General features: G+C 73.2%; 18 protein-coding genes. 17 read left to right on the top strand and 1 reads right to left on the bottom strand.

Annotated features, from left to right (window positions below; all coding sequences use genetic code 11):
- The 9 genes from AB0M83_RS45435 to AB0M83_RS45395 all read left to right on the top strand — a co-directional run.
- Positions 1 to 707: carboxymuconolactone decarboxylase family protein (locus AB0M83_RS45435; RefSeq protein WP_364527927.1), on the top strand; the 707-nt coding region annotated here is incomplete at its 5' end.
- 193 nt (positions 708 to 900) lie between these two features.
- The gene (locus AB0M83_RS45430; protein WP_364527924.1) at positions 901 to 1,707 is read left to right on the top strand and encodes a TIGR03084 family metal-binding protein; all 807 of its coding nucleotides are present in this window, start codon (positions 901 to 903) and stop codon (positions 1,705 to 1,707) included.
- A gap of 246 nt (positions 1,708 to 1,953) precedes the next feature.
- Positions 1,954 to 7,776 carry a type I polyketide synthase gene (locus AB0M83_RS45425; protein WP_364527921.1) on the top strand — a complete coding sequence of 1,941 codons (5,823 nt, stop codon included), beginning with the start codon at positions 1,954 to 1,956 and terminating at the stop codon, positions 7,774 to 7,776.
- A 2-nt stretch (positions 7,777 to 7,778) separates the two neighbouring features.
- Positions 7,779 to 8,231: an acyl-CoA thioesterase gene (locus AB0M83_RS45420; RefSeq protein ID WP_285480860.1), complete on the top strand. Its 453-nt coding sequence runs from the start codon at positions 7,779 to 7,781 to the stop codon at positions 8,229 to 8,231.
- A 94-nt stretch (positions 8,232 to 8,325) separates the two neighbouring features.
- Entirely contained in the window at positions 8,326 to 8,796 is a 471-nt protein-coding gene (locus AB0M83_RS45415) for a flavin reductase family protein (RefSeq protein WP_364527933.1), read from the top strand.
- Positions 8,797 to 8,809: 13 nt separating this feature from the next.
- Positions 8,810 to 9,883, top strand: coding sequence for an NAD-dependent epimerase/dehydratase family protein (locus tag AB0M83_RS45410; RefSeq protein ID WP_364527917.1), 1,074 nt, complete (start codon positions 8,810 to 8,812; stop codon positions 9,881 to 9,883).
- Complete coding sequence (locus AB0M83_RS45405; protein ID WP_364527915.1) at positions 9,880 to 10,065, top strand: DUF6222 family protein; 186 nt, start codon at positions 9,880 to 9,882, stop codon at positions 10,063 to 10,065. The genes AB0M83_RS45410 and AB0M83_RS45405 overlap by 4 nt, the downstream gene beginning before the upstream one ends.
- A complete protein-coding gene (locus tag AB0M83_RS45400; protein ID WP_364527912.1) occupies positions 10,062 to 11,765 on the top strand; it encodes an acyl-CoA carboxylase subunit beta in 1,704 nt (567 codons plus the stop codon). Before AB0M83_RS45405 ends, AB0M83_RS45400 begins: the two co-directional genes overlap by 4 nt.
- Before the next feature lie 14 nt (positions 11,766 to 11,779).
- A complete protein-coding gene (locus AB0M83_RS45395; protein WP_364527909.1) occupies positions 11,780 to 11,980 on the top strand; it encodes an acyl-CoA carboxylase epsilon subunit in 201 nt (66 codons plus the stop codon).
- 358 nt (positions 11,981 to 12,338) lie between these two features.
- Here the strand turns inward: AB0M83_RS45395 and AB0M83_RS45390 are convergent, their stop codons facing one another.
- Positions 12,339 to 12,560: a hypothetical protein gene (locus AB0M83_RS45390; protein ID WP_364527906.1), complete on the bottom strand. Its 222-nt coding sequence runs from the start codon at positions 12,558 to 12,560 to the stop codon at positions 12,339 to 12,341.
- A gap of 148 nt (positions 12,561 to 12,708) precedes the next feature.
- Between AB0M83_RS45390 and AB0M83_RS45385 the strand changes: the two genes are divergently transcribed.
- The 8 genes from AB0M83_RS45385 (at position 12,709) to AB0M83_RS45350 (ending at position 18,817) form a co-directional block, all read left to right on the top strand.
- Complete coding sequence (locus tag AB0M83_RS45385; RefSeq protein ID WP_364527903.1) at positions 12,709 to 12,843, top strand: hypothetical protein; 135 nt, start codon at positions 12,709 to 12,711, stop codon at positions 12,841 to 12,843.
- A 168-nt stretch (positions 12,844 to 13,011) separates the two neighbouring features.
- The gene (locus AB0M83_RS45380; RefSeq protein WP_364527930.1) at positions 13,012 to 13,320 is read left to right on the top strand and encodes a DUF6235 family protein; all 309 of its coding nucleotides are present in this window, start codon (positions 13,012 to 13,014) and stop codon (positions 13,318 to 13,320) included.
- A 262-nt stretch (positions 13,321 to 13,582) separates the two neighbouring features.
- Positions 13,583 to 14,059, top strand: coding sequence for a DUF6423 family protein (locus tag AB0M83_RS45375; RefSeq protein WP_350310758.1), 477 nt, complete (start codon positions 13,583 to 13,585; stop codon positions 14,057 to 14,059).
- An 18-nt stretch (positions 14,060 to 14,077) separates the two neighbouring features.
- Positions 14,078 to 15,406 carry an FAD-dependent oxidoreductase gene (locus tag AB0M83_RS45370; protein ID WP_364527900.1) on the top strand — a complete coding sequence of 443 codons (1,329 nt, stop codon included), beginning with the start codon at positions 14,078 to 14,080 and terminating at the stop codon, positions 15,404 to 15,406.
- Complete coding sequence (locus tag AB0M83_RS45365; protein ID WP_364527897.1) at positions 15,399 to 15,857, top strand: DUF6187 family protein; 459 nt, start codon at positions 15,399 to 15,401, stop codon at positions 15,855 to 15,857. The genes AB0M83_RS45370 and AB0M83_RS45365 overlap by 8 nt, the downstream gene beginning before the upstream one ends.
- Positions 15,829 to 16,371 (top strand): peroxidase-related enzyme, encoded by a 543-nt coding sequence (locus AB0M83_RS45360; protein ID WP_364527894.1) that lies wholly within the window; start codon positions 15,829 to 15,831, stop codon positions 16,369 to 16,371. Before AB0M83_RS45365 ends, AB0M83_RS45360 begins: the two co-directional genes overlap by 29 nt.
- 95 nt (positions 16,372 to 16,466) lie before the next feature.
- On the top strand, positions 16,467 to 17,909 hold the full coding sequence (locus AB0M83_RS45355) for a SagB family peptide dehydrogenase (protein ID WP_364527892.1): 1,443 nt from the start codon (positions 16,467 to 16,469) through the stop codon (positions 17,907 to 17,909).
- Positions 17,910 to 18,064: 155 nt separating this feature from the next.
- Positions 18,065 to 18,817, top strand: coding sequence for a hypothetical protein (locus AB0M83_RS45350; protein WP_364527889.1), 753 nt, complete (start codon positions 18,065 to 18,067; stop codon positions 18,815 to 18,817).
- Positions 18,818 to 19,251: the final 434 nt, after the last annotated feature.

Raw genomic sequence — 19,251 nt, 5'->3', positions numbered from 1 at the left:
ACCGCGCGGATCCTGGTCGCCGGCACCGGGCCGTGGCACGAGCCGCTTCGGCGTGGGCGCGGGGCGAGGGCCGGCTGCCCGCGGCCGTCCCCGCGGACACCGCCGCCGAGTTCACCGCCGTGGCCGTGGCGTTCCACTACCTGAACCGGGTGGTGAGCGTGTTCCTCGACCGGTCACCGCTGCCCGAAGCCGTCCCGCCGGCGGCGCGGGAGAAGGCCAAGGCGGTCCTGGGGTACTTCCTGAAGCCGGGGGCGCCGCCACCGGCCGGGACGAGCCTTGCCCTGCTGCCCGTCACCGCCACCGACGGCCCCGGCTGGGCGCCTCCGGGCGGCACCGTGGCCGACGCCTTCGCGCGCGCCGCGGCGGCGATCGAGGCCGCCGGCGAACGCTCGGTGCCGCCCCGCGTGCGGGACCTCGTCCGCCGTGAAGTCAAGGCCTGGGACGGGAAGCCGCCCGGGCTGAGCCGCGCGTGGGCCGAGGCGGTGCTCGCCGAGCTGCCCGACGGCGAACGCGCGGAGGGCCGGCTGGCGCTGCTCACGGCCAAGGCGCCCTACCAGGTGGGGCCCGCCGACGTCCGTCCGGAAAGGACGGACGATCGCGGCCTGGTGGAGCTCGTGTCGTGGGCGGCTCTCACCGCGGCCGTGGCGGCCGGTGAGCGGCTTTCCCTCCGCCCGCGAAGAGAAGACTCCCCAGGTCGGCGCGGGTGATGATCGAGAGGTCGGATCGCCCGCCGGGGCGCGCAGCACCGGGACACACCGAACCTGACCCGGTCCGTGCCGCCGCCCCGGCGACCCGATCCGCCCAGCCGGTGGCCGCCGCGAGGAAGGGCTCCCCTTACCCGCCCTCCTCGCGGCGGTCCCGGCCCACGAGTAGACGTCGCACCGGTGAGAGGACAAACAGGTGACTGACACCACGGCCGTGATCGCCGACCTGACCGCGGATGCCGCCGAGGTGGACGCCCTCGTCGCCGGCCTCCCCGAGGCGGGGTGGGACACCCCGACCCCGGCGCCCGGCTGGGCGGTCCGGCACCAGATCGCGCACCTCGCGTTCATCTTCCGGATCGCGGGCCTCTCGGCCGCGCAGCCGGAGGCGTTCGTCCAGATGACCAAAGCCGTGGCCTCGGTCGGTTTCGAGAACGCGGTCGAAGGCGCGCTGCAGGAGTTCATCCACGACCCGGCCGAGGTGCTGCTGACCCGCTGGCGCGCCGAGCGCGACGCGGGGATCAAGGCGCTGGCCGCGGTGCCCGGCGACCAGCTGGTGCCGTGGCTGGTGAACCCGCTGCCACCGTACGTGCTCGCCTGCGCCGGGATGATGGAGCTGTTCGGCCACGGCCAGGACGTCGCCGACGCGCTCGGCGTGCGCCCGGTGCGCACCGACCGGATCAAGCACCTGGTGGGGTTCGCCGTCCGGGTCCGGGACTTCGGCTACGAGGCGCGGAACCTGACGCCGCCCGCGGAGGAGTTCCGCTTCGAGCTCACCGCGCCTTCGGGCGCGCTCTGGACGTTCGGGCCCGCCGGCGCGACGCAGGTGGTCAGCGGCAGCGCCGAGGACTTCTGCCTGCTCGTCACCCGGCGGCGGCACCGCTACGACCTCGACATCCGGGCGAAGGGCACGCTGGCGGACCAGTGGCTCGACATCGCCCAGGCCTACCGCGGGCCGGCGGGCCAGGGCCGCCGGCCCGGCCAGTTCGACACCGGTAAGTCCTAAGTAGACAGTCTGTGTCCTTGTCCCAGCGTGCTGACGTGCGGGCCGGGGCAGGGAGAAAGAAGACGGTCCGGACGGCCCGGGAGATGCTGGACCGCACGGCCGGGAACACCGGGCGTACCGGGCAGCGGCGCCGCCGCGGCTCGAAGGAAGTGACCGGTGCGGGATCCCCATCCCGCACCGGGAGGACAGCGGGGACCTGATGGTTCCGGTGATACGGGGCTCGAGAGCCAGTGGGAGTGCGGTGGCATGAGCGTAGAGCGGATTTCGATCGTCGGTATCGGTCTCCGGTACCCCGACGCGAGTTCTCCGGAGGAGCTCTGGGAAAACGTGCTGGCCGGGCGCCGGGCGTTCCGCAGGCTGCCGGACGAACGGATGAACCGGGCGGACTACTACTCGCCCGACCCGAAGGCGCCGGACCGCTTCTACGCGTCCAAGGCGGCCGTGCTGCGGGACTACGAATTCGACCGGGTGGCGCACAAGGTCGCCGGCAGCACCTTCCGGGCGACCGACACGACGCACTGGCTGGCGCTCGACGTCGCCGCCGCGGCGCTGGCGGACGCCGGGTTCGGTGAAGGCGACGGAGCCCCGCGGCAGAGCACCGGTGTGGTCATCGGCAACAGCCTCACGGGCGAGTTCTCCCGGGCCAACATCATGCGGCTGCGCTGGCCGTACGTCCGCCGCACGGTCGCGGCGGCGCTGACCGCCCGCGGCTGGGAGGACGAGGACACCGCGAGCTTCCTGCGCGAACTCGAGGTCCAGTACAAGGAACCGTTCCCCGAGATCAACGAGGACAGCCTCGCCGGTGGCCTGGCGAACACCATCGCCGGTCGCGTGTGCAACCACTTCGACTTCGCCGGCGGCGGGTACACCGTCGACGGCGCCTGCTCGTCCTCGCTGCTGTCCGTGGTGACCGCGGCCAACGCGCTGGTGCAGGGCGACCTCGACCTCGCCGTCGCCGGCGGCGTCGACCTCTCGATCGACCCGTTCGAGGTGATCGGCTTCGCGAAGACCGGCGCGCTGGCCAAGCGCGAGATGAAGGTCTACGACGCCGACTCCAACGGCTTCTGGCCCGGCGAAGGCTCGGGCATGCTCGTCCTGATGCGCGAGAGCGACGCGCTGGAGCAGGGCAAGCGGATCTACGCGTCGATCGGCGGCTGGGGCGTCTCCTCCGACGGCAAGGGCGGCATCACGCGGCCCGAAGCCGCCGGGCACCGGCTGGCCCTCAAGCGCGCCTACGACCGCGCCGGGTACGGCGTCGAGAGCGTCTCCTACTTCGAGGGCCACGGCACCGGCACCGCGCTGGGCGACGCCACCGAGATCGAGGCGCTGTCCACCGCCCGCCGCGACGCCGACCCGCTGGCCAAGCAGGCCGCGCTGTCGACCATCAAGGGCAACATCGGGCACACCAAGGCCGCGGCCGGGGTCGCCGGCCTGATCAAGGCGACGCTGGCGGTCTACCACCAGGTCATCCCGCCGGCCACCGGGCACTACGAGCCGCACGAGTCGCTGACCGGGTCGTCGGCGCGGATGTACGTCCCGCGCGACGCGTCCCTCTGGCCCGAGGACCAGCCGGTGCGCGCCGGTGTCTCCGCGATGGGCTTCGGCGGCATCAACTCCCACGTCACCGTCACGGAGGCGCCGACCGCCGCGCGCCGCCGCGAACTCGACGAGCGGGCCCGCGCCCTGGTGGCCGGCCGGCAGGACGCCGAGCTGCTGCTGTTCGACGCCGACGACGTCGCGACCCTGCGCGGGAACATCGCCGCGACGCTGGAGGTCGTGCCCAAGCTGTCGTTCGCCGAGCTGACCGACCTCGCCGGCGAGCTGGCCGGGAAGCTGGCCGGCCGGGCGGTGCGCGCCGCGGTCGTCGCGGCCAACCCGGAGCACGCCGAGCGGAAGCTGACGAAGCTGCTGGAACAGCTGGAGTCCGGTGACTCGGTCTTCGACTCGGCCGACGGCATCTTCGCGAGCAGCCGCGGCACCGCGCCGAAGATCGGCTACCTGTTCCCCGGCCAGGGGTCCGGGCGCGGCGGCGACAGCGCCCTGCGCCGCCGGTTCACCGCGGCCGAGGAGGTCTACCGCGCCGCGGCCCTGCCGGTCGCCGGCGACCAGGTCGCCACCGAGGTGGCCCAGCCGCGGATCGTCACCGGTTCGCTGGCCGCGCTGCGGGTGCTGCGCTCCTTCGGCATCGAGGCCGCCACCGCGACCGGGCACAGCCTCGGCGAGCTGACCGCCCTGCACTGGGGTGGCGCGCTCGACGAACGGGGGTTGCTGGAGCTGGCGAAGGTCCGCGGCAAGGTGATGGCCACGACGACCGGCGACGGCACCGGCGCGATGGCCGGGATCGCCGCTTCGCCCGGCCGCGTCGAGGAACTGGGCCTGGGCACCGACGTCGTCATCGCGGGGTACAACGCGCCCGAGCAGACCGTGATCTCCGGCCCCGCCGGGGCGATCGACAAGATCGTCGCCCGGGCCAAGGCCCAGGGTGTCGGCGCGACCCGCATCAAGGTCTCGCACGCCTTCCACTCGCCGGCCGTCGAACCGGCCGCGAACGCGATGACCGAGCGGCTGGGCCAGTTCACCTTCGCCCGGCTCGAGCGGCCCGTCGTCTCGACGGTCAGCGGCGACGTGCTGCACACCGCCGAGAACCTGCCCGAGCTGCTGCGCGACCAGATCGTGCTGCCGGTCCGCTTCCGCGAGGCCGCCGCCAAGGTGGCCGAGCGCAGCGACCTGGTGGTCGAGGTCGGCCCCGGCCGGGTGCTGACCGGGCTCTTCGAGGAGATCGCGCCGGAGACCCCGGTGCTCGCGATCGACACGGACAACGCGTCGCTGCAGGCCCTGCTGCGGGTCGTCGGCGCGGCGTTCGCGCTCGGCGCCCCGATCACGACCGACGCGCTGTTCGAAGGCCGCGTCGTGCGCGCCCTGCCCGCCGACGGCGAGTTCAACTTCCTCGCCAGCCCGTGCGAGGCGGCGCCGTCGATCGACAGCGAGCTGGCCGCCGAGCTCGCCGCGGAGAAGGCCCAGGCCGCCGAGGCCGACGCCGGAACCGCCGAGGGCGACGGCTCGACCCTGGACCTGCTGCGCAAGCTCGCCGCCGAGCGCGTCGAGCTGCCGCTGGAGGCCGTCACGGCCGACACCCACCCGCTCGACGACCTGCACCTGTCGTCGATCACGGTCGGGCAGCTGGTCAACGACGTCACCCGGGCGCTGGGCCGGCCCGCGCTGGAAGGCATGCCGAACTTCGCGACGGTGTGCCTCGGTGAGCTCGCCGAGATGATCGACGAGCTGGCGCAGACGGCGAAGCCGAGCGACACGGGCAAGGGCGAGGCCCCGGGCGTCGGACCGTGGGTCCGGCCGTTCGCGGTCGAGTACGTGCCCGCGCCGCGGCCCAACGCCGACCTCACGCCGGGCACCGGCCACGCCGACTGGCAGGTCTTCTCGACGCCGCGGCACCCGCTGGCCGAACCGCTGAGGGCCGCGCTCGCGGCGTCCGGCGCCGGTGACGGCGTCGTGCTCTGCCTGCCGGCGGACTGCGACTCCAGCCACGTCGGCCTGTTCCTCGACGCCGGCCGCGCCGTCATGGCCGCCCCCAACGGCACGCGCTTCGTGGTGGTGCACCACGGCTACGGCGCCGCCGGCCTGGCCAGGACCCTGCGGCTCGAGGACCCGTCGGCGAAGACGACGATCATCGACTTCGCGGACCCGGCACCGTCCGATGTGGACGCGATCGCCGAAGCCGTGCACACCGTGGTGGCCGAGGTCGCCGCGACCACGGACTTCACCGAAGCCCGCTACGGCGCCGACGGCGGCCGCACGGTGCCGCGGCTGTCCGCGCTGCCGGCGCCGAAGCCCGGCCCGATCCGCGACTCGCTGGACTCCTCCGACGTCCTGCTCGTCACCGGTGGCGGCAAGGGCATCACCGCGGAGAGCGCGCTGGCGCTGGCCAAGGACTCCGGGGCCAAGCTGGCCCTGCTCGGGCGCAGTGACCCGGAGACCGACACCGAGCTGGCGGAGAACCTCGACCGCATGGAGGCGGCGGGCATCCGCTACCGCTACGAGCGCGCCGACGTCACCAGCGCACCGCAGATCGCCGAGGCGGTCGCCCGGGTCCAGGCCGAGCTCGGCCCGGTCACGGCGGTCCTGCACGGCGCGGGCCGCAACGAGCCGGCCGCCCTCTTCAGCCTGACCGAGGACAGCTTCCGCAAGACCCTCGCCCCGAAGATCGGCGGGCTCAACGCGGTGCTCGCCGCGGTGGACCAGGACAAGATCAAGCTCCTGGTCACCTTCGGCAGCATCATCGGCCGGGCGGGCCTGCGCGGTGAGGCGCACTACGCCACGGCGAACGACTGGATGACCGAGCTGACCCTGCGCTTCGGCCAGGAACACCCGCAGGCGCGGGCGATCGCGCTGGAGTGGTCGGTCTGGTCGGGCACCGGCATGGGCGAGAAGCTCGGTGTCGTGTCCGCCCTGATGCGGGACGGCATCACGCCGATCCCCACCGAGGAGGGCATCACCATCCTCCGCCAGGTGCTGGCCGACCCGGCCGCGCCGCCGGTGCTGGTGGTCTGCGGCCGCACGTCGGGCCTGGCCACGCTGCCGATCCAGAAGCGGGAGCTGCCGCTGTCCCGGTTCGTCGACCGCGCGGTCGTGCACTACCCGGGCGTCGAGCTGATCACCGAAGCCGACCTCTCCGACGGTGCCGACCCGTACCTGACCGACCACCTGCTCGACGGGCAGCTGCTGTTCCCGGCGGTGCTCGGCATGGAGGCCATGACGCAGGCCGCGGCGGCGACGCTGGACCGCACCGGCACCCCGGTGCTCTCCGACGTCGAGTTCCTCCGGCCGATCATCGTCTCGCCGGGCGGGTCGACCACGGTCCGGCTGGCCACGCTGGCCCGCGACGCCGACACCGTCGACGTCGTGATCCGCAGCGACGAGACCGGCTTCAGCGCCGACCACTTCAAGGCCCGGCTGAGCTTCGCCCGGCCGGCCGAGATCGGCGAGTGCGTCCCCCGTGACGTCGCGCTGCCGCCGGTCCCGGTCGAGCCGATCAGCGAGCTGTACGGCTCGGTCCTGTTCCAGGGCAAGCGGTTCCAGCGGGTCCTCGGCTACCGCCGGGCGAGCGCCCGGCACGCCGTCGCCGAGATCTCGACCAGCGCGGACCACTACTGGTTCGCTCCGTTCCTCCCCCAGGAGCGGCTGCTGGCCGACCCCGGCACCCGGGACGCGATGATGCACGCGATCCAGTGCTGCGTCCCGGACGCGACGCTGCTGCCGCAGGGCATCGAGAAGCTGTACCTGGCCGAGCCGGGCGCCCAGCACGACGAGTACGTGCTGCTGGACGCGAAGGAACGCAGCCAGGACGGCGACAGCTACGTCTACGACCTCGACGTGCGCAACCCGGACGGGACGCTGGTCGAGCGCTGGGAAGGCCTGAAGCTGCGCGCGGTCCGCAAGCGCGACGGCGCCGGGCCGTGGGTCCCGTCGATGCTCGGGTCCTACGTGGAGCGTGCCTGCGAGCGGCTGCTCGGCGGGACGCGGTCGGTGGTCCTCGAGCCGGACCCGGTCGGGCGCCCGGCCGAGGGCATCGCCGAGCGGAGGGCGCAGACCGCGCTCGCCGCGGGCCGTGCGCTCGACAAGCCGATCGAGATCCGGTACCGCCCGGACGGGAAGCCCGAGTGCGACGACGTGAACGTCACCGCGTCGCACACCTCGGAGCTGACCCTCGCGGTCGTCGGCGCCGACCAGGTCGCCTGCGACATCGAGACGGCGATCGAACGCACCGAAGAGGACTGGGCCGGGCTGCTGGGCGAAGAGCTGCTCGCCCTCGGCCGGCTGCTGGCCGCGGACACCGGCGAACCGATCAGCGTGGCCAACACGCGGGTCTGGAGCGCGCTGGAGTGCGTCCGCAAGACCGGTTCGATGACGCAGGCGCTGACGGTGCGCCAGGTCGACGCAGACGGGTGGGCGCTGCTCGCCTCCGGCGCCGCCCGGATCGCCACCTGGTCGACGACCGTCAACGACCGGACCGACCCGATCGTGTTCGCGGTGCTCCACACAGAGGGGAACTGAAGATGGCCGACTACTACGAGATCCGCCACACGGTCGGCTTCGAAGAGACCAATCTGGTGGGCAACGTCTACTACGTGAACTACGTGCGCTGGCAGGGCCGGTGCCGCGAGATGTTCCTGAAGGAGAAGGCCCCGGCGGTCCTCGAGGAGGTCCGCCACGACCTGAAGCTGTTCACCCTCAAGGTGGAATGCGAGTTCTTCGCCGAGATCACCGCGTTCGACGAGCTGTCCATCCGGCTGCGGCTGGAGGAGCTCACCTCGACGCAGATCCAGTTCGCGTTCGACTACGTCCACCTCACCGAGGGCGGCGAGGAGCGGCTGGTGGCCCGGGGGCGGCAGCGGATCGCCTGCATGCGCGGGCCCAACACGGCGACCGTGCCGTCGCGCGTCCCCGAGCAGCTGCGCGAGGCGCTGGTGCCCTACTGGACGGCCGCGGTCAACGGCAAGGGAGCATGAAGTGGCCCACGAATCCGAGCCTCCCGTGCTGAAGCGGCTCCCGACGCCATCGTCGCGTCGGGGCCTCTCGGCCCAGCCGGGGCTGCGGCAGGTGATGGCGCAGTTCGCCACCGGCGTGACGGTGCTGACGGCGGGCGGGGAGGACGCCCACGGCATGACCGCGAACGCCTTCTCGTCGGTCTCGCTGGAGCCGCCGATGGTGCTGTGCTGCGTGTCCCGGGCGGCCCGGATGCACACCGCGATCGTCACCGCCGGCTCGTTCGGCGTGAACATCCTCGCGGCGGACCAGCAGGACACGTCGAAGTACTTCGCCGACTGGCGGCGCCCCGACGGGATGGCCCAGTTCGAGGCGGTCGGCTACACGCCGGGCACCAAGACCGGGGCCCCGCTGCTGGCCGGGGCGCTGGCCTGGCTGGAATGCGAGCTGGAGCAGGTCGTGGCGGGCGGTGACCACTCGATCTTCCTGGGCCGCGTGGTCGCGACCAGCCGCGGGACCGGCGAGGACGCGCTGGTCTTCTACAGCGGCAGCTACCACCAGATCGACGGGAAGGCCCGCGCGGCCTGAAGGGGGAGAGGGCATGCTGATCGCGGTCACGGGCGGCACCGGCTTCCTCGGTGCCCACACCGTCGCGGCGCTGCTGCGGCGGGGGCATCGGGTCCGGCTGCTCGCCCGGGACGCGAGCGGCGTCGACGAGTCCACAGTGGACGTCGTGGCGGGTGACGTCACGGATCCCGCCGCGGCCCGCCGGCTGGTGGCCGGGGCGGACGCGCTGCTGCACGCGGCCGGCGTCTACACGTTCGACAGCCGGCGTCGCGACGAGCTGTGGCGGGCGAACGTGCGCGGCACCGAGGTGGTGCTCGGGGCCGCGCGCCGGGCGGGCACCGGCCGGATCGTGCATGTCTCCACCGTCGGGGCGCTCTACCCCACGACCGCGCCGTCGATCGGGGCCGCCGCTCCGGTCGGCGAGTCGCGGGAGCCCTACCTGGCGTCGAAGGCCGCGGCCGAGCGGATCGCGCGGCAGCACCGGGCGACCGGGGCGCCGGTCGTCCTCACCTACCCGCCGGCGCTGCTCGGCCCGCACGACCCGCGCCTGGGCGACCAGAACGCCCGGCTGCGGGACCTCCTGCGCGGGCGGACGCCGATCTGGCCGGGCGGCGGGCTCCCGATCGGGGACGTCCGCGACTCGGCCGAGCTGCACGCCCGGCTCCTCGGCGGGGAGGCGCGCGGTGCCGCGTTCTTCGGGCCGGGCCGGTTCCTGACCACCCGGGAGTACCTGGCCACCGTCCGGGCGGCGACCGGGCGGGCGCTGCCGGCGGTGTTCCTGCCGCCGCGCGCCCTGTACCCGGTGGGGCGGTTCGCCGACCGGGTGCAGCGCGTCTGGCCGTGGGCGTTGCCGGTGCAGTACGGCGCGATCCACGTCTGCGCGACCGCGGTGCCGGTCGCCGCGGGCGCGCCCACCGGGGACGTGCCGGCCCGGCCGGTGCTCGAGACCGTGCGCGACGCGGTGGCCTGGCTGCACGCCACCGGGCGCGTCACCGCCCGCCAGGCGGGTGCGGCGACCCGGCCCGGACTGTCCACTCCGGACAGCCGGCCGTCAGCTCTCACCGGTCCCGGACCCGGGGCCGCGCAGACCGAGGAGGTCCTGTCATGACCACCAGCGATGCCGGGCACGCGGACACCGGTGACCGGCGGCCCGCGCCGGCGATCCTCACCCCGGCTCCCGTCGAGGCGCTGGTCCGCCCGATGCCCCGGCTGGGCCGCGGCATCGTGTGGTCCGCCATCGTCGCCGAGATCGAGCGGGACCACCAGGCCCGGATGAGGGATGCCGCGTGAGCGGACCCCAGGACTCCGGCGCCGTGCGGGCCGAAGACGCGGAGGTGGTGCCGGTCCCCGAGGGGGTCCGGCGCCGCCGGCTGGGCCGCCCGGCGCCGACCGGGGAGGCCCAGGTCATCGAGCTGGCCCGCGCCGCCGACCCGGCGCGGCCGCCCGACATGCGGTTGCTGCGCCGGCGCCGTGAAGAGCTGCGCTCGCACATCAACGAGGGCAAGCTCGACGCCGTCCGGCGGCAGCACTCGCTGGGCAAGCTGACCGCGCGCGAACGGCTCGCCCTGCTGCTCGACGACGACTCCTTCACCGAGATCGAGCCCTACCGGCGCCACCACGCGACCGGCCCGGGCCTGGCGGGCAACCGCCCGCACACCGACGGCGTCGTCGCCGGCTCCGGCACGATCGACGGGCGCCGGGTGTTCGTCTACGCCCAGGACTTCACGCTCTTCGGGGGATCGCTGGGCGAGGCGCACGCGGCGAAGATCCACAAGGTGCTCGACCTCGCGGTGGCCAACGGCGCCCCGGTGATCGGGCTCAACGACAGCGGCGGCGCCCGGATCCAGGAGGGTGTGCTGGCGCTCAACGGCTACGGCGGCATCTTCCGCCGTCAGGTCGAGGCGTCCGGGGTGATCCCGCAGATCAGCGTCATCCTCGGCCCGTGCGCGGGCGGCGCGGCGTACTCGCCGGCGCTCGCGGACTTCACGTTCATGGTGCGCGACACCGCGCGGATGTACCTGACCGGGCCCGACGTCGTCGAGGCGGTGAGCGGACAGCGCGTCACGCACGAGGAACTCGGCGGCGCGGACGTCCACGGGAGCGCGTCCGGCGTCGCGACGGTGGTGCACGACGACGAGGAGAGCTGCCTGGCCGACGTCCGGTACCTGGTGTCGCTGCTGCCTTCGAACTACCTCGACCCCCCGCCCGCGACCGCGCCGACGAACGCGGCCGACGACTACCGGCCCCGGCTGGCGGAGCTGGTGCCGGTGGAGCCGAACCAGCCGTACGACATGCGGGACGTCTTCACCGAAGTCGCCGACGACGGCGAGTTCTTCGAGCTGCACGAGGGCTGGGCGCGCAACGTCCTGTGCGCGTTGGCGAGGATCGACGGCCGCGTCGTCGGCCTGGTCGGCAACCAGCCGATGGTGTTCGCCGGGGTGCTCGACGGGCCGGCGTCCCAGAAGGCCGCGCGGTTCGTGCGGTTCTGCGACGCGTTCGGCATCCCGCTGGTGACTCTCGTGGACGTGCCGGGGTTCCTGCCGGGGGTGGAGCAGGAGCGCGGCGGGATCATCCGCCAGGGCGCGCAGCTGCTGCACGCGTACTGCGAGGCGACGGTCCCGCGCATCCAGGTGATCCTGCGCAAGGCGTACGGCGGCGCGTACATCGTGATGGACTCGCGCTCGATCGGGTGCGACCTGTCGCTGGCGTGGCCGACGAACCAGATCGCGGTGATGGGCGCGGAGGGCGCGGTGAACGTCCTGTACCGCCGGGACCTGGCGGCCGCCGCGGACCCGGCGGCGTTGCGCGCGAAGCTGGTGGCGGAGTACACGGAGGAGTACTTGAACCCGCAGTACGCGGCGGAAAGAGGCCTGGTCGACGACATCATCGACCCGGCCGAGACCCGCGCGGCGGTGGCCCGCGGCTTGGCGATGCTGCGCGCCAAGCGCAAGCCGGCGCCGGGCCGCAAGCACGGCAACCTGCCGATCTGACGGAGGGGTGCGCGATGTCCGCGATCCGCGTGCTGCACGGCGCCCCGGACGACAGCGAGCTGGCGGCCCTGGTGGCGGTCCTGTCGGCGGCGTCGGCGGCCCGCGCCCGGCCGCGTCGCGCGCCGGAGCGGTCGGTGTGGGGAGACCCGGCTTGGCGGGCCCGGGAGCCGCGGGCCGCCGAGGGAGCTTGGCGGATGTCGGGCCTGCCGCACTGACTCCGCCCGCCCGCCCGCCCGGCCCGCCCGGCCCGCCCGGTCCGGCCCGGGCCCGGGCCCCGGCCCTCGCCCGGCCCGGCTCGCCGAGCGCCCCAAGGGGCCCTTCGGTGCGCGCATGCGGAAGCGCCCCAATGTGGCCTTCGGTGCGTTGAGCGCAACCAAGGGGCCCTTCGGTGCGTTGGACGCACCCAAGGCCGCCTTGGGGCGCTCCCGTGGACTTCCGGCGTCTGGCTGCGACAGCCCGCGAGAGCCCGCGAGAGCCGGCGAAAGCCCGAGAAGTCCGTGGTGCAGCCAAGCGTGCAGCAGGACTGCCGCAGGATTGCCGCGGGAGGGCCGGCGGAGAAACACGAGCCGGCTGTCAGGCTGCCTGGCCCGGGATCCCCTTCAACCTCCGCGCCGCCGCGCGCTCGCGGGTGGGGGAGTGCGTCGTGTGGCCCGGGTGGACCGCCACGTACCGGACCTCGCCGTCCGAGAACGCCTCCAGGTCCGTGCGCTCGCCCGGGCGGAACTCCGCGCCGCACATCGCGCACGTGCGCTGGCGGTTCGCCGCGCCGCCCGGGGGCTTCCGTTGGTCCGTCATGCGCGCACCTCGCCGTCGATTCGTCCCTCCAGTGCACCTCGCGCGCCCCGGTCGCGGCCACTCGAAAGCTGCGCACGTCAGCGGTTCCCATCCGATCCTCGACCCCGGGCGCGCATGGTGGTCCCACACACCGAAAGCGAGGAACGCCATGACAGCAGCAGCGGTCCCGGCCGACGACTGGACGCCGGCAGCCACCGAAGAACCCGGCAAGCTCCGGCTGGTCGCGCCGCCCGAGCCGGCCGACGAGGAGCTCGGCGAGCACATCGTGCTCGGCTACAACTGAGCGGCGGGAGCTCCGGCGCCGGACACGGGCGGTGCCGGAGCGCACGCTCGGAGATGAGCACCGCGTCCCCCGGCCGGGAGAATCGAGGGTGTTCGGGCCGGAGTGTCACCGCAGCACGGTGGCCCATGCGTGCCGGCGACCTGCGACGTTCGGTTGGGAGGCCGGCGGATGGCAATGCGCCTCCAGCTCACGGCGGGCCACGAGGTCCTCGAAAGCTGGGCCGAGACGGCGTCGCAGGCGGAGCGGAACGTCGTCTACGAAGCTTTGTTCGCCGTCGGTGACGGTTCCGCATTTCTCGTTTACGACATTTTCGGCGACCCGCGTGACCCCGGTAATTTCCTCATCATGGTGAAACCGGGACTGGTTCTGAAAGTAATGGTGCAGCGCGCGGAATCGGCGTTCGAAATCCGGCACGTCGGCGCGGTCGACGAAGCGGATACCGCCGCCGCAGCTCAGGAGACGTCGAGTCCCGAGTGACTGTGGCCGGAGTGCTGGGCCGAACGGGCTAGTGTCCGGCCCGCACCCGGCCGCCGTCGTTTCCGCCGACCGGCCGCCGGATTTCCGCTTCCGGACGTGTATTCCTCACCTTGACAGCGTATCTTGCCGTGTGAAAGCCTTTAAGCGTTCGCTGGTCAGGCCGCTATTTCTGGGGTGGGTAAACGTAGGAGGCTGCACCATGTCTTCACCCGAATTGCCAGGACTCGATGTTTCCAGCCGGGTGCGCGCCCGGGACGTCCAGATGACCGGGACCGCCGATCTCGGCCGCCGGGTCCTGATGATCACCGGTGCGATCGACACCACCGATCACGACGTTTCGGTGAGCGTCAGCCTCCCCGAGCCCGGCCGCTGGCAGGTCATCAAGGCCGAGACCAACCTGACCGACCAGACGTGGGTCGCGATGCAGGCCGTGATGGACGAGGACTCGACGTTCCTCGACGACGAGATGCTGATGTCGCCGCAGTTCTCGAAGAGCTTCATGACGCCGGACCAGCGCCGCCTCACCTTCTACGACGGCGAGGTCCGCCCGGGCGAAACCGTCCTGAAGACGTACTCGATGGAGACCGGCGGCCGCAAGCCGACGTACTTCTACTCGCGCTACAGCCCGATCGCCACCGACAGCGCCGAACAGTCCCAGCAGACGCTGGACGAGCTCGTCACCAACGGGATGGGCCAGCGGCCGGTGGTGGAGCTGATCGTCCCGGTCACGGTGCTCTGAGCCGGCGGCGGGCGAGCAGTGATCAAGTTCGTTCCGGAGCCGCACCTGCTCGACTCGCCGCGTGGCCGGCCTTGGCCGCGTCCTCCCGCGCCACCTTCCCCGGCGCGGGGGGCGTCGCCGCGGCCCGCGGCCGACGTCGTGATCGTGGGTGCCGGGCCGGCCGGTCTCGCCGTCGCCTCCGCCCTGTGGCACCACGGCGTCCAGGACGTCGTCGTGGTGGACCGCACCGGGCGGCCGTGCGGGCGGTTCTTCGGCCGGATCGACCTGCTGGGCCAGCGCGTGCTGCGCTCGCCCTACGAACATCACCCCGGCGTCGAAGGCTTCCGCGACTGCGAGCTGCTCGACTTCGCGCGGCTGCATTGGGGCCGGCTGACTCCCGTCGAACGTCGCGAAATCCGGATGGCGCAGTCCGGGCACCGGTCGGTCGTCCCGGTGGACGTCTTCGACGCCTACTGCGCGCACCTGGTCACCACCCACCACGTCGGGGAGAAGACCTGGCAGGCGACGGTCCGCGAAGTCGTCCCGGGGCCGGACGCGGTCACCGTGCACACCGACCGCTTCTCCGTCGCCGCCCGCCACGTCGTGCTGTGCCCGGGCGAAGAACGCCGGCCGGCGCCGGAAACCTGGTGGGGCGGCGGACATCCGCCGCGTGGCGTGTCCTTCTGGGACGAATCGGTGCCGTCGGGCGCGCGCTGCCAGGTGGTCGTCGGGGCCGGGCTCACCGCGGCCCACCTGATCACCGGCGCGCTCGAGGCCGGGCGCGAGGTGCACTGGGTGGTCCGGGAGACCGGCGAGCGCTACCAGTGCGCGGACGTGAACTCCACCTTCTTCCGGCCGGAGGGCCGCAAGCGCTTCGACGGCGTCGGCTGGGCCGAGCGGCTCGACCTGATGGGCCGGTTCCGGCGCGCGTCGATCATGTTCGAGTTCCGGCCGCTGCTCGAACGAGCCGAAGCCGAGGGCCGGCTGGTCGTCCACCGCGGTGAAGCGGTCAAGGAAATCGCGCCCGCGGTCGGCGGGAGCGTGGTGCTGCGGCTGGAAAGCGGCCGGCGGGTCGCGGGCGACCACGTCGTGCTCGCGCTGGGCACGACGCCGTCGACCGGCACCGGCCTGCTGCCCGACGAGATCGTCGACGCCCGCGACGGCTGGCCGTCCCTGGACGAGCGGACGCTGTCCTACCACCGCGAACCACGCGTGTCGGTGGTCGGGGCCGCGGCCGGGATGGTGCTCGGCCCGGCCGCCCGCAACATCGACGGCCACCGCGTCGCCACCACCCGGGTCGCCGCGGCGATCGCCGCGCAGCTGCGCAGCGGAGTCGCCGCGCCGGCCGAGGCGGTCGTCGGTGTCTGACTCCCGGTTCGCCCTGCCCGACGTCGACGCGCCCGGCGAGACCGAAGCCGGGATCATCCTGCTGGGTCTCGACGCCGACCGGCTGCTCGCCGGCCTCGCGCTCGCCCGGCTCGCCGACGACCCGGCCCTGGTGACCCAGGTGGTCGACCAGGCGCGGCACGGCACGGCGGAGTTCGGCCTCGGCGGGCTCCTGGAGTCCGGCCGCGAGCACTGGCTGGCCCTGCGCGACCGGCTCGGCGACCCGCCGTCGACGTCGTCGCCGGGCTCGCTGCGGCGGGAGTGGGAGAGCCGCCTGGCCGTCGTCGCGGCGGCGGTGCCCGGTGCCGGCGCGGGCACGATCGCCTACCTGACCGCGTGCGCGCTGCGCGGCACCGAGGTCGACCAGCTCGCCTCCGGGCTGGCGGAGGGAAAGGAACACCCGGATGTCGTACCTGAGGTCCCTGCCGGCTGAAACCACGCTGCTGCAGGTGTTCAAGGCGAACCGGGACCCGGCGCGGCACCTGCTCGACCTCCACGAGGTGCTGATGCGCGGCGAGTCGTCGCCGTTCACCCCGGGGGAGCGCGAGCTGATCGCGGCCTACGTGTCCGGAGTGAACAGCTGCGATTACTGCCACGGGATCCACACGGTCACCGCGGAGGCGTTCGGCGTGCCGGAGGGGCTGCTGGCGGCCGCGGTCGCCGACCTGGACTCGGCCCCGGTCGACGACAAGCTCCGGCCCGTGCTGGCCTACGTCGGCAAGCTGACCCGCACCCCGTCCCGGATGACCGAGGACGACGCCGAAGCCGTGTTCGCCGCCGGCTGGGACGAACGGGCGCTGCACGACGCGGTGCTGGTGTGCGCGCTGTTCAACTTCATGAACCGCATGGTGGAGGGGCTGGGGATCCGTGCGGACGAGGCGTATGCGACGACGTCCGGGTTGCGGTTGAAGGAAGGCGGCTACGCGGGGCTGGCCGAATTGCTGTGAAAACCGTATTTTCGTTGTGAAGAGCGCATTCCCCGGGCTCCGGCCGGGGGAATGCGTCCGCGAGCCGGCCGCCGTGCGCAGTGGGGAGCATCGGGGTGACTTTCGACGCGCCGGAAGAAACGGCGGAGACGGTTCCGTTGTGGTCGCTCGCCGAGGACAGCCTGGTCGAGTTCGGGGAAGGCACCTCGCTGGTCGTGCTGACCCGCTGGGGCGAGTTCGACTTCCCGGACGCCGGGCCGCTCGTCGGGGAGGCGCTTCGCCGGATGGCGCTCGGCCCGGTTTCGCCGGCGAACGTGGCCGCGTCGTGGGAAGAAGACGGCGGTCTCACCCGGACGGTGCCCGGCGCGGCGCTCGACCGCGTGCTGACCGAGCTCAGCGGGTCGGTCGTCCGGTCGCTGGGACTCAACGACGGCAAGGGGCCGCTGCTGTCGGTGGTGCCGGTGGTCCCGGACCCGGTGTTCGCGCCGGAGGAGATCGCGGCGACCCGGCCGGTCCGGCTCTCGCGCTTCGGCGCGCTGCGCCCCGACGCCTGCGGGCTCTGCCTGGAGGCCCCGTCCGCGCGGTTCCGGGTGCTGCTGGCCCAGCCGTGGGCGGTGCACGTCGCCGCGTCGCTGGGCAAGGCGGCGTCGGCGGCGGAAATCGCCGCGCAGGAAGGGATCCCGCTCGACGTCGTCACCCAGCTCGTCGGCTACCTGGTGGCGTCGGGGTGCGTGGTGGCGGGGGAGGACGGCGGCGGGTTCGCCGAGGACACCGACCCCGGGCTGAGCCTGTGGTCCTACGAGGAGCTGCTCTTCCACGACCGCAGCCGCACCTGGCAGGCGTACGGCCTGCCGGAAACGGCGGAGCCGCCTCGCTCGCCGGTGGCCAAGCCGCTGGCGCCGGGCCGGGAGTTCGTCCTCCACCGGCCCGACCTGACCGACCGCGCCGCGCTCGGCCCGACGCTGACCGAACTGCTGGAGACCGACCACGCCGCGCCGGCGTTCACCACGCGCGAGCTTTCGGTGGACCAGATCGGCGAATTCCTGTACCGGGCCGCGAGGATCCGTTCCAGCGGCCCGGCGAGCCTGCCCGACGGCACCGTGGGCGAGGTGTCGCAGCGGCCGTACGTCAGCACGGCGCGGCTGTACGAGCTGGAGCTCTACCTGACGGTCAACCGCTGTTCCGGGCTGCCGCAGGGGATCTACCACTACGACCCGGCCGGCCACCGCCTCTTCCTGGTCTCTTCGGACACTGCGGACCACAAGATCCTGCTCGACATGGCCATGGTCGCCGCGGCCGACCACCGCCACCCGGCCGCGCTGCTCAGCGTCACCACGCGGATGGCGCGCACCGCGCCGGTGCTCCGCAGCCGCGCGTACGCGGCGGCCCTGCTGCACCTCGGCGCGTTGCAGGAGACGCTCCACCTCACCGCGAAGGCGATGGGGCTGGCCGCGCACGCGGTCTCGGTGGACGCCGGCGACCGCGTCGGCCGCGCGTTGCGGCTGGACTGGCCCGCCGAGGTCTGCGTCGGGGAATGCGCGCTGGATTTGGCGCCCTGACGGGGTTGATCGCGCAATTTGCGAAACCCGGGCGTACCGCGCCCGGCAGTAGAATTCGGTGCACGACGCCGATTTCCGCCGGCGGTGCACGCCGGGAATGAAGCCGCGATCCCTGCCCTTCGACGCTTTCCGGGCGTGGGAAAGGGGGAGCGGCGATGGACGAAGTGGACTACAACACCGGCAACGCCACCTTCCGCAGCCTGACGAACCAGCAGGCGCTGATGGCCGGCGAGGTCGCCTCGCAGCTCGGCGGCGGCGCCGACCTCGAGCTGACGTCCTACGGCTGCGGCTTCGGAATGTTCGAGCTGGAGCTGATCGCGCGGACGCCGCGGGAAACGGTGTGGTTCCAGGGCCTGGACACCAACGGCGAAGCGGTGGCGCGCTTGCGCGCGGAGCTCGCCGCGCTGCCGAAGGTGCGCGGCTACCGGCTGTTCACGATCAGCATGGCCGAAGCCGCCGACCGCCGGATCGCGCCGACCGAGTGCGGCCTGTTCGTCCAGTCGCTGTGCTACCTCGGCGCGGCCGAGGGGATGGCGGTGCTCAAGGAGGCCCGCAACCGTCATCGGCGGGTGATCGTGGCGGTCACGCCGTCGAACGCGCTGAACGCGGCGTTCGCGGATTCCCTGGCCCGCCAAGGGATCGTGCGGCCGCTGTTCGCGGACACCCTCGCCGACGAGCTGCGGCGGCTCGGGCTCGGGTTCCGCTCGGTCTCGGTGGACGCGGAGATCGTGGTGCCGCTTTCCGAGACCCGCCAACGGCTTCTCGAGTTCCTGGTGTTCGCCCGGCACCAGCCGTGGCGCGGCCCACCCGGCCGGGCCGCGCTGCTCGACGCCGTGGCCGAGCTGGGGACGGTCGAGGCGGACGTGATCCGCGTCCCGCACCCGGTGGAGGTGTTCACGCTCGATTAGCACCCGCCTCGACCACCGCGGCCGGATTCGGATGTCTTGACTGAGTCTTTCAGGTCCTGGGGGGGTCTTGAATGACTCATTCAAGACGTTTGCCCGGGACACCGCGCCCGCTGGCTGGAACGAAAAGGAACCGGGCATCGAGGAGGCCCCGGGTTCCGGGGCAGGGTTCCGGCGAAGTCGCGGTTCGGCCGCCTGGCTTCCGCCGCTGCCGTGCACCGGATCCCAGCCCGCTCGCCCGCGCATGAGCCGGCAGAGGGCCGCCTCGACCACTGCGGCCGGATTCGAATGTCTTGAATGAGTCATTCAGGTCTTGGGGGGTCTTGAATGACTCATTCAAGACTGGGCTTGCCCCGTTTGGGCGGACAGGGTTGATGAGTTAGCTCAGGCTATCGCAGGTGTGGTAGCCGGCTGGGCTGTTGTTTCGTAGGCGTGGG

It is taken from the genome of Amycolatopsis sp. NPDC051106 (genome assembly GCF_040682775.1).
GTDB lineage: Bacteria > Actinomycetota > Actinomycetes > Mycobacteriales > Pseudonocardiaceae > Amycolatopsis.
Note: the sequence above shows the minus strand (reverse complement) of the source record. Positions and strands in the feature narration are given on the sequence as shown.

Coding starts and splice junctions, on each gene's coding strand:
- AB0M83_RS45425 (WP_364527921.1), top strand. CDS start 1,954: ATGAGCGTAGAGCGGATTTCGATCGTCGGTATCGGTCTCCGGTACCCC.
- AB0M83_RS45420 (WP_285480860.1), top strand. CDS start 7,779: ATGGCCGACTACTACGAGATCCGCCACACGGTCGGCTTCGAAGAGACC.
- AB0M83_RS45415 (WP_364527933.1), top strand. CDS start 8,326: ATGGCGCAGTTCGCCACCGGCGTGACGGTGCTGACGGCGGGCGGGGAG.
- AB0M83_RS45410 (WP_364527917.1), top strand. CDS start 8,810: ATGCTGATCGCGGTCACGGGCGGCACCGGCTTCCTCGGTGCCCACACC.
- AB0M83_RS45405 (WP_364527915.1), top strand. CDS start 9,880: ATGACCACCAGCGATGCCGGGCACGCGGACACCGGTGACCGGCGGCCC.
- AB0M83_RS45395 (WP_364527909.1), top strand. CDS start 11,780: ATGTCCGCGATCCGCGTGCTGCACGGCGCCCCGGACGACAGCGAGCTG.
- AB0M83_RS45390 (WP_364527906.1), bottom strand. CDS start 12,560: ATGACGGACCAACGGAAGCCCCCGGGCGGCGCGGCGAACCGCCAGCGC.
- AB0M83_RS45385 (WP_364527903.1), top strand. CDS start 12,709: ATGACAGCAGCAGCGGTCCCGGCCGACGACTGGACGCCGGCAGCCACC.
- AB0M83_RS45380 (WP_364527930.1), top strand. CDS start 13,012: ATGGCAATGCGCCTCCAGCTCACGGCGGGCCACGAGGTCCTCGAAAGC.
- AB0M83_RS45375 (WP_350310758.1), top strand. CDS start 13,583: ATGACCGGGACCGCCGATCTCGGCCGCCGGGTCCTGATGATCACCGGT.
- AB0M83_RS45360 (WP_364527894.1), top strand. CDS start 15,829: ATGTCGTACCTGAGGTCCCTGCCGGCTGAAACCACGCTGCTGCAGGTG.
- AB0M83_RS45350 (WP_364527889.1), top strand. CDS start 18,065: ATGGACGAAGTGGACTACAACACCGGCAACGCCACCTTCCGCAGCCTG.